The sequence below is a fragment of the Oliverpabstia sp. genome, assembly GCF_022785585.1.
Taxonomy (GTDB): Bacteria; Bacillota; Clostridia; order Lachnospirales; family Lachnospiraceae; genus Oliverpabstia; species Oliverpabstia intestinalis.
Genome location: NZ_JALFPR010000154.1, coordinates 1 through 15,093, shown reverse-complemented (window position 1 = coordinate 15,093; position 15,093 = coordinate 1). Strand labels below are relative to the sequence as shown.

General features: G+C 44.5%; 12 protein-coding genes. All 12 read left to right on the top strand.

The window, feature by feature from the left end; genetic code table 11:
* Nucleotides 1-140 precede the first annotated feature (140 nt).
* The gene (locus MSA64_RS10800) at nt 141-1,556 is read left to right on the top strand and encodes an efflux RND transporter periplasmic adaptor subunit (RefSeq protein ID WP_205839938.1); all 1,416 of its coding nucleotides are present in this window, start codon (nt 141-143) and stop codon (nt 1,554-1,556) included.
* Nucleotides 1,553-2,230: an ABC transporter ATP-binding protein gene (locus MSA64_RS10795; protein ID WP_287891591.1), complete on the top strand. Its 678-nt coding sequence runs from the start codon at nt 1,553-1,555 to the stop codon at nt 2,228-2,230. Before MSA64_RS10800 ends, MSA64_RS10795 begins: the two co-directional genes overlap by 4 nt.
* Nucleotides 2,227-4,371 carry a biotin/lipoyl-binding protein gene (locus MSA64_RS10790; RefSeq protein WP_287891589.1) on the top strand — a complete coding sequence of 715 codons (2,145 nt, stop codon included), beginning with the start codon at nt 2,227-2,229 and terminating at the stop codon, nt 4,369-4,371. The genes MSA64_RS10795 and MSA64_RS10790 overlap by 4 nt, the downstream gene beginning before the upstream one ends.
* 21 nt (nt 4,372-4,392) lie before the next feature.
* The gene (locus tag MSA64_RS10785) at nt 4,393-5,709 is read left to right on the top strand and encodes an ABC transporter permease (protein ID WP_117525348.1); all 1,317 of its coding nucleotides are present in this window, start codon (nt 4,393-4,395) and stop codon (nt 5,707-5,709) included.
* A gap of 169 nt (nt 5,710-5,878) precedes the next feature.
* The gene (locus MSA64_RS10780) at nt 5,879-6,307 is read left to right on the top strand and encodes a CBS domain-containing protein (RefSeq protein ID WP_106492701.1); all 429 of its coding nucleotides are present in this window, start codon (nt 5,879-5,881) and stop codon (nt 6,305-6,307) included.
* A 205-nt stretch (nt 6,308-6,512) separates the two neighbouring features.
* Nucleotides 6,513-8,279 (top strand): arginine--tRNA ligase, encoded by a 1,767-nt coding sequence (gene argS, locus MSA64_RS10775; protein ID WP_287891585.1) that lies wholly within the window; start codon nt 6,513-6,515, stop codon nt 8,277-8,279.
* A 27-nt stretch (nt 8,280-8,306) separates the two neighbouring features.
* Entirely contained in the window at nt 8,307-9,497 is a 1,191-nt protein-coding gene (locus tag MSA64_RS10770) for an N-acetylmuramoyl-L-alanine amidase family protein (RefSeq protein ID WP_277663626.1), read from the top strand.
* 42 nt (nt 9,498-9,539) lie between these two features.
* The gene (locus tag MSA64_RS10765) at nt 9,540-11,018 is read left to right on the top strand and encodes an N-acetylmuramoyl-L-alanine amidase (RefSeq protein ID WP_287891584.1); all 1,479 of its coding nucleotides are present in this window, start codon (nt 9,540-9,542) and stop codon (nt 11,016-11,018) included.
* A gap of 101 nt (nt 11,019-11,119) precedes the next feature.
* A complete protein-coding gene (locus tag MSA64_RS11820) occupies nt 11,120-12,736 on the top strand; it encodes an HAD hydrolase-like protein (protein ID WP_330639124.1) in 1,617 nt (538 codons plus the stop codon).
* Between the two features lie 149 nt (nt 12,737-12,885).
* A complete protein-coding gene (rpsB, locus tag MSA64_RS10750; RefSeq protein ID WP_287891583.1) occupies nt 12,886-13,623 on the top strand; it encodes a 30S ribosomal protein S2 in 738 nt (245 codons plus the stop codon).
* A gap of 83 nt (nt 13,624-13,706) precedes the next feature.
* Nucleotides 13,707-14,645: a translation elongation factor Ts gene (gene tsf, locus MSA64_RS10745; RefSeq protein WP_287891582.1), complete on the top strand. Its 939-nt coding sequence runs from the start codon at nt 13,707-13,709 to the stop codon at nt 14,643-14,645.
* 308 nt (nt 14,646-14,953) lie between these two features.
* Nucleotides 14,954-15,093, top strand: a 140-nt coding sequence (locus MSA64_RS12105; protein ID WP_287891599.1) for a DUF6075 family protein, incomplete at its 3' end; no start/stop codon positions are given.

Sequence of the window (15,093 nt, the reverse complement as noted above, 5' to 3'; positions counted from 1 at the left end):
TGTCAACTCCGGGGGCAGGGGAAAATGGCAAGAAAAGAATATCGGAAATGTCCATAGAAATGTAAAGAAAAAGTAAGGAAGAGCAGAATGCACTATGATATACTGAAACCATGAGAACCTATCAGATACAGGAGGCAGACATGAAGAAAAAGAAAATTATTATTACCGGAGCAGCTGTTGTAGCCGTTGTGGTAATCGGAATCGGTGCGTGGGCATTGTTCGGCAGGGCATCATCGGATGGAAGTACGGAAAATGTAGTATATGTAAACAGCGTAGATAATCTGATGAACCCGGGAAGTGGTAACGGGGCGGTGAATCGCTTTGCCGGTGTGGTAGAAACACAGAAACAGGTGGACATTCAGCAGAGTCAGGATAAAACAGTAAAAGATATTTATGTGGAAGTCGGACAGGAAGTATCCAAGGGAGATCCGTTATTTTCTTATGATACAGAAAAATCACAGGAAGACCTGGAAAAAGCAAAGCTGGAACTGGAGCGGATCGATAACAACATCGGAAATAAACAAAATGAGATTGCTGCACTGGAAAAGGAAAAAAAGAGTGCAGGAAATGATGCTCAACTTGACTATACGATGCAGATTCAGAGTGCCCAGATGGAACTGAAACAGAGTGAATATGAAAAGAAAAGCAAACAGGTGGAGATTCAGAAATTACAGGATTCCATCGAGAACTGTCAGGTCACCAGTGAGATTGATGGTGTAGTCAAATCCATCAATAACGGAAATCAGGACAGTTATTCTTATTCAGGAGACAGCCAGGCATTTATGTCCATAATTGCGATGGGAGATTTCCGAATTAAATGTAAGGTAAACGAACAGAATATTGCATCTGTAACGCCGGGGCAGGCTGTAATCGTACATTCCAGAGTAGATGATTCTGTCACCTGGAAAGGAACGATGGGTGCGGTAGATACGGAAAATCCGGGCAACGATTCCAATAATGGCTATTATTTCAGCAGTGGTGACGGATCCACCCAGTCCAATTCCTATCCGTTCTATATCGAACTGGATTCTTCTGAGGGGCTGATGCTTGGACAGCATGTTTATGTGGAAGCCGATTACGGACAGAGTGAGGAAAAGGCGGGTATCTGGCTGGATGAATCTTTCATCTGTGATGCAGATACGGACAACCCCTATGTCTGGGTTGACGATGGAAAAGGTAAACTGGAGAAACGTTCTGTGACACTGGGACAGCATGATGATGAACTTTTTCAGTATGAAATTGCAGATGGACTGAGTAAAGATGATATGATCACTTATCCGGAAGACGGATTAAAAGAAGGTATGAAGACTGCAGCGGGAAGTAACGGTCAGATGGGGCAGAGTAACCCGGTGGCGGATGGAAACGATATGGATTTTTCGAATGAAGATTACTCAGAAGAAGATGGTTTTGGCAGTGATCTTTCTGATGAGAATATGGATGGAGTGGATTCCGGAGAGACGAATCAGGAAGATCTCACAGAAGACGGGATGCAGCAGAATGAGTCAAATGCTGATGGCAGCGAAGATGTCATCGGAGGAACGGAGGATGCACAGTGATTCTTGAGTTAAAAGATATCTGCAAAGATTATATTCAGGGGAAAATGGTGATTCCGGTTCTGAAACATATTGATTTCCAGATGGAAAAGGGAGAATATGTGGCCATTATGGGACCTTCCGGTTCCGGTAAGACAACGCTGATGAATATTGTAGGATGTCTGGATCAGGCGACTTCCGGCCAGCTTTTTCTGGACGGGCAGGATATCAGCAAATGTACGGAAAATGAAATGTCGGATCTGAGACTGAAAAAGATTGGGTTTGTTTTCCAGAACTTTCAGCTGTTGTCGAGACAGACTGCATTGGAAAATGTGGAGCTGCCACTGACTTATGCGGGAGTTGCGAAAAAAGAGCGGAGGGAACGGGCACTGCAGGCACTGACCCGTGTAGGACTGGAAGACAGAGTGAATTTTCAGCCGAATCAGCTTTCCGGTGGGCAAAAACAGAGAGTAGCGATTGCCAGAGCACTGGTTAACCGGCCGAAGATCCTTCTGGCGGATGAGCCGACCGGCGCACTGGACAGTACTTCCGGAGAACAGGTTATGGAACTGTTTCAGAGCCTGAACGATGAAGGAGTAAGCGTATTGATGATCACCCATGACAGTGAGATTGCAGCGAAAGCACAGAGAAAAGTAATTATCCGCGACGGCATAATGAAAAAGGAGGAGCAGCCATGAAGAAAAAATGGATTGCGGCTTTTATTGCTGCAGGAGTACTACTGCTTGGAGGGGTGACTGTATATGCGGTGAAAACAAGCAGTCAGAGTACGGTAAAGGTGGTATCAGTCAGTGACATGTCAGGTGGCGGTGGATGGTCCGACAACAGTCTGTCAGGAAATATTACTTCAGATGTATCGCAGAATATTTATCTGGCAGATTCACAGAAAGTAAAGAAAATATATGTAAAAGAAGGGGATACGGTAAAGGTCGGCGATGATCTGCTCACGTATGATATGACCCTGGAGAATCTGGATCTGGAAATGAAAAAACTGGAAAAACAGGGAATCGAACTGAACATAGAGAAAGCAAACAGGGAAATTACAAAATTAAAGAATACAAAACCGTCCAGTGATAACGGCAATGAAGATCCGGGATTGGATATACCGGAAGATCCGGGCGAGGAACCGGAGGATCCGTCCATGGAGCCGGAAGAGCCGGCAGAGGCTTATCAGGAGCTTACAGCGGAGGCAGAACCGTATATGGGAGAGGGAACGGTGGAAGAACCGTATCATTTTCTGTGTGCTGCTGACGGTGCGATTCTGGGAAGTTTTTTAAACCGAATGGCAGAGGAACAGTGTTTTTTTGTGATTGAGGTCCGGGAGGGCGATGTAAGCAATGGAGAACTGTTAAAAATCTGGGGACAGAAGATTACGGAAGATGATTTTCAGGTAGCGGATACTGACCGGTTTCAGGTAAATCTTGAAAAAGAAATAGATGACAGTGATGGTCAACTGCCGGAGGAGCTGAAAGCAGCAGCGGTTCTTGAAAAAGGAGCCAGTGCCTATCAGGGAGATGGAACAGAGAAAAAACCACTGACCTATCTGGTGAAAAAAGATGGTATTGTAAAAGGAAGTTTTTTCCTGGAAAGAAAAGAAGATGGAAAATATTTTCGTATTGAGGTTCGAGAAGAAAATGGTGATCTTATAAAGGCGTGGGAACAGAACGGAGCAGATGGGGATTTTGCAGCGGATGTAAAAGAGGACGGGGAATATCTGGTGGATCTGAGCAAAAAGCAAAGTGGAGAGACACCGGGAGAGCCAGCCGAACCGACCGATCCAAGTGAGCCAACAAAGCCGGGAGAAAGTCCGGAGCCACCTGAACCATCGAATCCGGAAGAAAAGCCAACCGAACCATCGGTGTCGCCGGAAGTTACTCCCGGAGAGAACCCGGAACCGACACCGGAAGCCGGCAATCCTCAGGAAACGGCAGAACAGGAAAATACCGTGGATGGAATGAGCACAAAGAAAAGCAGTGCCTCCATTCGCTATCTGACAGTTACCAGCGTAATGGGAAGTGGAAGCAGAAAAGTGATCTCTACCGATACTGTTTCTGATACGACAGGATCCGGTGATGCAGGAACTTCTTATGGAGGAACAGCTGCAGAGATTCAGCAGCAGATCAAGGATAAAGAAAAAGAAATCAGGGATTATCAGCTGGATATTAAAGAGACCAATCTTGAGATTAAAGATATCCAGAAAAAGCTGAATAACCAGACAATTAAGAGTACATTAAATGGTGTGGTGAAAACAGTCGGTGATCCCGAAAAAGAAAGCAACGATGGAAAACCGCTGATTCAGGTGGTCAGCAGTGAAGGACTTTATGTGCAGGGAACGGTCAGTGAATCTAAAATGAATAAACTGAAAGTGGGAGCTACACTGAGCGGATACAGTTATGACAATGGTGTCAGCTTTACCGCGGAAGTACGGGAAATTTCTCCGTATCCATCCGATAACGGACAGGACGGAGCCAATGCATCTTCCTATCCCTTTACCGCATACATTGCAGATGCAAGCGGACTTAGTAATAACAGCTGGGCAGAACTTACGCTGCTGGATGAGGGAGACGGACCGGGAGAAGGAATCTATCTGGAGAAACCTTTTGTGCGGACAGAAAACGGTCAGTATTACGTTATGAAGGACGACGGAACCGGACATCTGACAAAACAGATAGTACAGGTTGGCGGTATTCAGTATGGATCCAGTTATCAGATCACAGGCGGTCTGAGTATGGATGATAAGATCACATTTCCTTATGGAAAAGATGTCAGAGAGGGTGCAAAGACAGAAGAAGGTACGCTTGATGACCTTTATAACTATTAACGGCAGATGGGAGGAACAACAATGCTAGAAAATATCAGATTGGCCTTTCGGGGGATATGGTCTCATAAGATGCGGTCATTTTTGACCATGCTGGGGATTATTATAGGTATCGCTTCCATCATTTCCATCGCATCTACGATTCAGGGAACCAACGAGCAGATCAAACAGAATCTGATCGGTGCAGGAAACAACAATGTGGATGTACGGCTTTACCAGGGAGAAAGTGAGTACTGGATGGACAATGGTCTGCCGGATAATATTTCCGTGATTTCCGATGAACAGAAAGAACAGATTCGCAGTCTTGAAGGGGTTGAGAGTGCGACTTTTTATAACCGCAGAGGGTATGCAGACGGAATCACCTATCGGAACACCAGCCTGGACAGTGGAAGTGTATACGGTGTGGATGCGGAGTTTCTGAAAACAAAAGGTTATGTAATACAAAATGGAAGGGATTTTGTAGAACGCGACTTTAAAGAGTTCCGGAAAGTGGTGCTGCTTGACGATGTGGCAGTGCAGACCTTATTTCCGGGAGACAATCCGGTGGGAAAAACCATAGAACTCCGTGGGGAACCATTTACCGTGGTCGGTTGTATCCGCAAGTCAGATGCTTTCGAACCGGTGATCAACAGTCTGGAAGATTACTATACGTATAATCAGAATACCAACGGAATCGTGCTGATTCCGGACAGTACCTGGCCGGTTGTCTATAATTATGATGAGCCGGAAGAAGTCAGCGTGATGGCTAGTGAGACAGACCTGATGAGTTCTGTAGGAAAAAAAGTGGAGGACATTATGAATCAGGCGGTAACCGGACAGACCGGTTCCGGTATGATTGATTCTGAAGAGGAAATGATGGACGGTGCCGGCAGCAGTGGTGCTGACAGTGGCAACGTCTCTTATAAGGCGGCGGATCTGTTGAAAACAGTTAAGAACCTGCAGAAAGTCAGTGAAAACACAAACAAACAGCTGCTTTGGATCGCAAGTATCTCTCTTCTGGTCGGAGGTATCGGTGTTATGAATATTATGCTTGTATCCGTTACGGAACGTACCAGTGAGATCGGTCTGAAAAAAGCAATCGGAGCGAGAAAAAACAGGATCCTGTGGCAGTTTCTTACAGAAGCTGCTGTGCTGACCAGTATCGGAGGGGTTCTTGGAGTAATCGCCGGAGTGATCCTGTCACAGGTGATATCGAAGATGTCTCAGACTCCGGTGGCGATCAGCGTACCTGTCAGTGTACTGGCTGTAGTATTTTCTATGGCAATCGGTATTATCTTCGGTTTACTTCCATCCATTAAGGCAGCAAATCTGAATCCAATCGATGCACTTCGTCACGAGTAGAAAAAGGATACGAGTGTTCAGAATTAAATTAAGAAAAATATTAGAAATTATTCACGCGAAATTCACCATATCGGATGGAAAATGGGTTATACTGGTAATGGAAAACTGAAATGAAAGGGAAGAATGTCCGGTCATTTCAAAAAAGATTTCTATGGGGGATTTATAGTAAATGAACATTTTATTTTTCTTAACACCAAAAAATGAAGTTGCCTATGTGGAAAATGATGACACTCTGCGTCAGGTACTTGAAAAAATTGAATATCACAAATATACTGCTATTCCGATGTTAAATAAGAACGGAAAATATGTGGGAACTGTAACAGAGGGAGATCTGCTCCGGTATATCAAGGAAAAATGGTTTCTGAATATCCGGGAAGCGGAGGATTGCAGCATCAGCAGAGTACCTCTCCGATGGAAGTACCAGACAGTGGATATTAACTGTAACATGGAGGATCTGGTGGACACGGCCATGAAGCAGAACTTTGTTCCGGTACTGGATGATGCGGATAATTTTATTGGTATTGTCCGCAGAAGTGATATTTTGAAATACTGTTATAAACAAAGCAAAGCAGGAAGACAAAAACAGGAAGAAGCATAGCAGATGAAAGAAAGACAGAAGTGATCCGTGGAATAAAAACAAACAATCGCTTCTGTCTTTCTTTATGTGGGCGGGGAATCGGGAGCGTGTCTGCATAAAAACAGTTGACAGAGGGGCAGACAGGGTGAATTCTTTTAGTTGACCAGCCTGTGTGCCCGTGATAAGATATAATGTAATGATTCTGACAAAGGAGTTTTAGGAAAGTATGAAAACAATAATCGAATTGATTTCCAATGAAGTAATGACCGCTTTTAAAGAAGCCGGTTATGATGAAAATATGGGAAAGGTTACGCTGTCGAATCGGCCGGACCTGTGTGAATATCAGTGTAATGGTGCTATGGCAGATGCAAAAGTATATCATAAAGCCCCGATCATGATCGCCAATGATGTAGTGGCAAAACTTGCCGACAGTAAAGTCCTCGAGATGGCAGAAGCTGTTAATCCGGGATTCATTAATCTGAAAGTATCCGGAGCATATATGGCGCAGTATTTGGAAGAGATGAGAAACAGTGAGAAAATGGGTGTGGAAGAAGCAAAGGATCCACAGACCATGATTCTTGACTACGGTGGACCAAACGTTGCAAAACCACTGCATGTCGGACATCTGCGTTCTGCAATTATCGGTGAGAGTATCAAGAGAATGGGAAGATATCTGGGACATAAAGTTATCGGTGATGTTCATCTGGGAGATTGGGGACTGCAGATGGGTCTGATCATCACAGAACTGCATAAAAGAAAACCGGAACTGGTATATTTCCAGGAAGATTATGAGGGAGAATATCCGACAGAAGCTCCATTTACCATCAGTGAGCTGGAAGAAATTTATCCGGCAGCCAGTGGAAAATCAAAAGAAGACGAATCGTATAAAGCAGAAGCTCTGGAAGCAACCCATCAGTTGCAGATGGGTAACAGAGGATATCGTGCATTATGGAAACATATTTTGCAGGTATCGGTTACTGACCTGAAGAAAAACTACGCAAACCTTAACGTAGACTTTGATCTGTGGAACGGAGAATCTGATGTACAGGATACCATTGCACCGATGGTACAGAAGCTGAAGGATCAGGGACTGGCTTATGAAGACCAGGGTGCGGTTGTCGTAGATGTAAAAGAAGAGACGGATACCAAAGAGGTACCTCCGTGTATGATCTTAAAATCGGATGGTGCTGCTTTGTATACAACCACAGACCTTGCTACTATCGTGGAACGTATGGAAAAATACAATCCGGATGAGATCATGTATGTGGTAGACAAACGTCAGGAGATGCATTTTGTTCAGGTATTCCGCTGTGCCAAAAAAGCAGGTATGGTAAAAGATGATACCAAACTGACGTTCCTTGGTTTTGGTACCATGAACGGAAAAGACGGGAAACCGTTCAAGACAAGAGAAGGCGGTGTGATGCGTCTGGAAAATCTGATTCGTGATATCAACGAAGAGATGTATAAAAAAATCGTGGACAACCGCAGCATCAAAGAAGAAGATGCAAGAACGACTGCAAAAATCGTAGGACTTTCTGCAATCAAATACGGAGACCTGTCCAACCAGGCATCCAAAGATTATATTTTTGATATTGAAAGATTTACATCTTTTGAAGGAAATACCGGTCCGTATATTTTGTATACAACCGTTCGTATCAAATCTATCCTGAACAGATATAAAGAAGAAGGCGGCAATCTGGATACCCTGAAGATTCTGGCGGCAGGAAGTGACAGTGAGAAAGCGCTGATGCTGGAAGCATCCAAATTCAATCAGGTGATCACGAATGCTTATGAAGAGAAAGCACCGCATAAAATCTGTTCTTATATTTATGAACTTGCAAATGCATTTAACCGCTTCTATCATGAAACAAAGATTCTGGCTGAAGAGGATCAGGAGAAGAAAGAATCCTATCTGGCTTTGCTGATGCTGGTAAAAAATATTCTGGAAGCATGTATCGATATGCTGGGATTTGAAGCACCGGAAAGAATGTAAGCGTGATTTCCGGAAGGAGGAGCGATTATGAAAAAACCTTCAGGAACCAGAGTGAACATCATGATCATGGGAATTGTGGTCGTGGTGCTTGCCCTAGGTTTTGCAGCCATCCTGGGATATGGAAAAGCCAGAAAGCAGATGGAACAGATGCAACAGGCACAACAGGAACAGGAGGCAAAAGAAGCGCAGATAACACCGACGCAGACGGTGACACCGGAGCCTACGGATGATCCGACAGATCCAGCAGTACAGAAAAAGAATCTGATCACGGAGATCAAAAAGGCGGTAGAACATAATGATGTAAAAATTATGACCGCAGATCTCCGGTATACATCACAGGAAGGTCAGGTAGAAGCATATACGCAGGAAGATGTGGCAGCTGTTTTGCTGCATCTGAAAAAGAACGAGAAAGATTACCAGGCTTTTGTGGAAAAACTGCAGGATGAGAGTGTTATAGTAGGAGAAGAAGAGGGAATACAGTACCTTCTTCTGACAGATTCAAATCTCAGGAAAATGACCGGGACAGAAGAACCGGCAGAAACCGTAGAGGCGGAGATTGTTACACCGACACCGACTCCGGAAGGCAATGGAAGGAAAATTGCCATTGATGCAGGCCATCAGGCACATGGAAACAGTGAACAGGAGCCAATTGGGCCGGGGGCGTCTCAGACAAAAGCAAAAGTGGCATCCGGAACGACCGGAAGAACAACAGGAGTAACGGAATATCAGCTGAATCTGGATGTGGCACTGAAGCTTCGCGATGAACTGGAAGCAAGGGGATACGAAGTCTATATGATCCGGGAAACCAATGATGTGGATATCAGTAATGCGGAGCGGGCACAGCTTGCAGCGGAATCGGGTTCAGATATTCTGATTCGCATCCATGCCAATGGGTCGGATAATACCTCTGTAGCAGGAGCTCTGACAATGGCACCTAGTACGGCTAACCCATATCTGAGTCAGGAAATGATTGCTGAATGTCAGAAACTGTCACAGTGTATCATCACTGCGTTTTGTGCTTCCACAGGGGCAAATAATCAGGGCGTGTATCAGACCGATGAGATGAGTGGGCTGAACTGGTGCAGTATTCCTGCAACCATTGTTGAGATGGGATATATGACCAATCAGGAGGAAGATACCCGGATGCAGACAGCAGATTATCAACAGCAGATGGTGACGGGGATAGCAGATGGAATTGATCAGTACTTTGCGTCCTGAGAATAAGAAAAAGTGACAGAAAAAAGAAAGGGGAAATGCCAGATGAAAAAACTGAAAATGATCGGTATGCTATTTGTAATGCTGTTTCTGGTAGGAATTCTTCCGACAAAAGCTCATGCAGAAGGCTGGGTACAGGAAGAAAACGGAAGCTGGTATTATCTGAACCAGGCAGGAGAAAAGGCGAAGGAAACCTGGATCGGCAATTATTATGTGGATGAAAATGGTGTCTGGATCGAAGGAAAAACACAGGCAAAAAATGAGTGGATCAGCAGCGGTGGTCGTTGGTGGTATCGTCACAGTGACGGAGGATATACCAGATCAGACTGGGAACAGATCAACGGAACCTGGTATTATTTTGACGGTGCAGGATGGATGGAGACCGGCTGGGTGAACGTGGGAGGAACCTGGTATTATCTGAACGGAAGCGGAGCGATGGTAACCGGCTGGCTGAAACTTGGAAATACCTGGTATTATTTGAACGGAAGCGGAGCGATGGCAACGGGCTGGGTGAATGTGGGAGGAACCTGGTACTACATGAACGGAAGCGGAGCGATGGTAACCGGCTGGCTGAAACTTGGAAATACCTGGTATTATCTGAACGGAAGCGGAGCGATGGCAACCGGTTGGCTGAATCTGGGAGGAACCTGGTATTATCTGAACGGAAGCGGAGCGATGGCAACGGGCTGGCTGAATCTGGGAGGAACCTGGTATTATCTGAACGGAAGCGGAGCGATGGCAACGGGCTGGCTGAATCTGGGAGGAACCTGGTATTATCTGACAGGAAGTGGAGCCATGGCGGCAAACACCTGGCTCGGAAGTTATTACGTTAATGGAAGCGGAGCCTGGGTACCTGGTCAGACAACCGGCACGACAACAGGTGGAGGTTCCAAAAACAAAATTATTGCCATTGATGCAGGTCACCAGAGAAAAGGAAACAGTGCAAAAGAGCCGATCGGTCCCGGAGCATCTCAGACAAAGCCTAAAGTTGCATCCGGAACTCATGGAAATGCATCCGGACTAAACGAGTATGAGTTGACACTTCAGGTTTCTTTGAAACTGAGAGATGAGCTTCAGGCACGTGGATATCAGGTTTATATGATCCGTGAGACACATGATGTCAATATCAGCAATGCAGAACGCGCACAGATGGCAGCCAATCAGGGAGCAGATATTCTGGTTCGCATCCATGCCAATGGATCTGATAATACATCCGTTGCAGGAGCACTGACGATGGCACCGTCCAACAGCAATCTGTATCTGGGAAAAAGTGTGATCAGTGCCAGCCAGACACTGTCAAGAAAAATAGTAGACTGTTTCTGTGCAACTACAGGAGCTAAAAACCAGGGTGTAATGCAGACGGATACCATGAGTGGCATCAACTGGAGCTCCATTCCGGTGAGTATCGTTGAAATGGGATACATGACCAATCGTACAGAAGATCTGAATATGGCAAGCACTTCTTATCAGACAAAAATGGTACAGGGTATCGCCAACGGTATCGATGCTTATTATGGAGCATAAGTAACTATCCGGCAGGTATTATTCTGCGGGGTGTTTTGACTCGGAACTGCGAAGGTAATGAGCAGTTCCGAGCATAAAAGAAAAGAGAGCAGGACGTAACTATGTCGCAAGTAATATTATTTGACCTGGATGGAACATTGACAGAGTCCGGAGAGGGCATTATTAACTGTGTGCAGTATGCACTGGAAAAACTGGGAAAAAAAGAAGAACATCCGGAAAATCTGCAGTGTTTTATCGGTCCTCCTTTAAAAGAACAGTTTATGAAATATGCAGGTCTCAGCGAGGAAGAGGGAGAAAAGGCAGTTGTATATTACCGGGAACGGTATACTACAACGGGAATATTTGAAAACCGTCTGTATCCGAAGATTCCGGAATTACTGGAACTTCTGAAAATCAATAATAAGATCCTTGCTGTGGCATCGTCTAAACCGGAGGTCTACGTAAAACAGATTCTGGAGCATTTTCAGATTGCAGATTATTTTACTGCGATTGTGGGAAGCGAACTTGACGGAAGAAGAACGGAGAAGGCGGAGGTTATTGAAGAGGCTTTACGGCGGATGCATCTGGAAGAAGAACGGGACAAGGTTCTTATGGTAGGCGATCGGAGTCACGATGTACAGGGTGCCATAAGCTGTGGTCTGCAATGTATCGGGGTTGCCTACGGATACGGAAGCCGGGAAGAACTGGAAAAAGCAGGTGCTGTCTATATCGCAGACAGTGTGGAAGATCTGGGAATCCTTGCCAGTCCGAACGATGAAGAAACCACAGAAAATGTTGAATCTGTGCGGAATATTATTCCGGACAGAGAAAAAGTGAAGAAATATGAAATACAGGAGACACGGAAACTGGAAAAAGAAGAAAAAGAAATGCCGGAACCTGCGAAAAAAAAGGAAAAATTCCGGTATTCTACGGCCGGACAGATCTGGCGTCTGATTTATCCGTTTTTGATTCATTATGGAGCCACACTGCTTGCGACGATCGCTTTGTATCTGATATATCTGATACAGGCGGGCGGACTGCAGGAGACTGCCAGTGCCGGACAGCGTCTGATCAACAGTACGTTATATGTTACTCTGATCGGTGATCTTACAGCAGCGATAATCCTGTATCTGTTTTACCGGAAAGATCAGATGCATCGGAAAGAAGGATTCAGTGGAACAGGAAAAGCTTTTGTGTGGGCACCTCCGGTGATCTGGTTCAGTGTGATCATCCTGGCAATTGCCACAGGACAGTTTTTAAATGATCTGATCAATGGATTGCATCTGAACGATCTGTTTACCGGCTACAGTGAGGTGTCTGAACAGGCATTTTCCGGACAGCCAGTAGGCTTTATGATTCTGGTAGTGGGAATTATCGGACCAATCTGTGAAGAACTGATGTTTCGCGGAATCGTATTTCACAGACTGAAAGACTGGGTCAAACCACAGGCAGCAATTTCAATATCTGCGTTATTATTCGGTATCTATCATGGCAATGTTGTACAGTTTTTCTATGCAACATGTATGGGAGTGATGCTTGCGATCATCTATGATAAAACCGGAACTTTGTGGATCAGCATCGTTGCACATATAGCAGCAAATCTGTGGAGCCTTTTCGGAAGCAGTTTCTGGAGCAGTCTGTGGCAGCGGATTCCGGCAGGAATGCTTTGCAGTGTTATGATAGAAATTTTGTTATGTGTGATTCCGACATACTGGTTATTTGGATATAAAAGAAAATAAAAAAAAGACTTGTAACCGAAAAAAGCTTATGCTATAATCACAACGATGCATAAAACACCCGTGCCGATTCCGAGAAGGTGCCTGCAAGCAGGTCTCGAAAAGAATGAGAAGTACGGGGAAGATTAAAACCAAAAAAGGAGATTGAAATCATGAGCGTTATTTCAATGAAACAGTTACTGGAAGCCGGTGTACATTTTGGACACCAGACAAGAAGATGGAACCCTAAAATGGCAGAGTACATCTACACAGAAAGAAACGGAATCTACATTATCGACCTGCAGAAATCCGTTGGAATGGTAGATGATGCTTATAAAGCTGTATCTGACATCGCTGCAGAAGGCGGCACAATCCTGTTCGTTGGTACAAAGAAACAGGCTCAGGATGCTATCAAAGTTGAAGCAGAGCGTTGTGGAATGTACTATGTAAACGAAAGATGGTTAGGTGGTATGCTGACTAACTTCAAAACTATTCAGAGCAGAATCACCAGACTGAAAGAGATTGAAGCTATGCAGGAAGACGGAACATTTGATGTTCTGCCGAAGAAAGAAGTTATCGCACTGAAAAAAGAGCTGGATAAACTGCAGAAAAACCTGGGCGGAATCAAAGACATGAAGAGAATCCCGGATGCAATCTTTATCGTAGATCCGAAAAAAGAGAGAATCTGTGTTCAGGAAGCTCATACTCTTGGAATCCCGCTGATCGGTATCTGTGATACCAACTGTGATCCGGAAGAACTGGATTATGTTATCCCGGGTAACGATGATGCTATCCGTGCCGTAAAACTGATTGTTTCCAAAATGGCAGATGCTGTTATCGAAGCAAATCAGGGTGCAACAGGCGAGGAAGAATTCGTTGAAGAGGCTGTTGAAGAGGCAGTAGAAGAGTAAGATTTTGTATCCATTCAGCTGTCGGAGAGGTATTCTCCGGCAGCTGAGTAACTGTAAAAACTCAATTTTAGGAGGAAATCATAATGGCTATTACAGCAGCAATGGTAAAAGAATTAAGAGAAATCAGCGGCGCTGGTATGATGGACTGTAAGAAAGCTCTTACAGCTACTGAAGGTGATATGGACAAGGCTATGGAATTCCTGAGAGAAAAAGGTCTTGCAACTGCACAGAAAAAAGCAAGCAGAATCGCAGCAGAAGGTATCGTAATGCTGAAAGTTGCAGAAGATTCCAAAAAAGCTGTCGCTGTAGAAGTAAATGCTGAAACTGACTTCGTTGCTAAAAACGAAAAATTCCAGGCATACGTTGCACAGGTTGCTGAGCAGGCTCTGGAAACAGAAGCAGCAGATATCGATGCATTCCTGGCTGAGACATGGAAATTCGATACAACCAAAACTGTAAACGAAGCTCTGGCTGGACAGGTTGCAGTAATCGGCGAGAACATGAAGATTCGTCGTTTCCAGAAAGTAGAAGAAACAGAAGGTTTCGTAGCTTCCTATACTCATATGGGTGGAAAAATCGGTGTTCTGGTTGACGTTGTAACAGACGTTGTAAACGATGAAATCAAAGAGATGGCTAAGAACGTAGCTATGCAGATAGCAGCTCTGAACCCGAAATATACAAATAGATCCGAAGTAAGCGAAGAGTACATTGCTCACGAAAAAGAAATCCTGATGGCTCAGATCCAGAACGACCCGAAAGAGTCCCAGAAACCGGAAAAAGTTATTCAGGGTATGATCAGCGGACGTATCAATAAAGAACTGAAAGAAATCTGTCTGCTGGATCAGGTTTATGTTAAAGCAGAAGACGGAAAACAGTCAGTAGAAAAATATGTTGCAGAAGTTGCAAAAGCAAATGGTGCAAACGTTACCATCAAAGGCTTCGTTCGTTACGAGACCGGTGAAGGTATCGAAAAGAAAGAAGAAGATTTTGCAGCAGAAGTTGCAAAACAGATGGGCATTTAAGCGAACTTTTCAAGTAAATTTAACATGAAATGATTTAAGGCTTCGGAAGCCTTATAAACACAGCATTTTCTAGTGGTTATAAGGTTTTCGGGGCCTTTTTCCTGTTCTGAGGATAAAAAGCGGAAATACCGTCAGGCACCGCCAAAAATCGTCAAAAATCACTTCAAATTGAGTATTACTCACATCATGGTTTGAGTAAAATGAGTATCCACAATATTCAGCGAAGTTACTCAAGTTATCGCAATTTCTAAAATTACCCAATTTTCATCAAAACATTATTATTAGAAATTTTATAGGAGGTCATGACGATGACAGGTACAGCGTTAGGTGCAAACAGCGGGAAATCTACTCGCACAATAACTTTTAAGAACGAAGCACACAAGAAATTCTACATGGAATATCTGCAGAAGTGCAGATACCAGGATGTGTACCACAAGGCATTGGTATA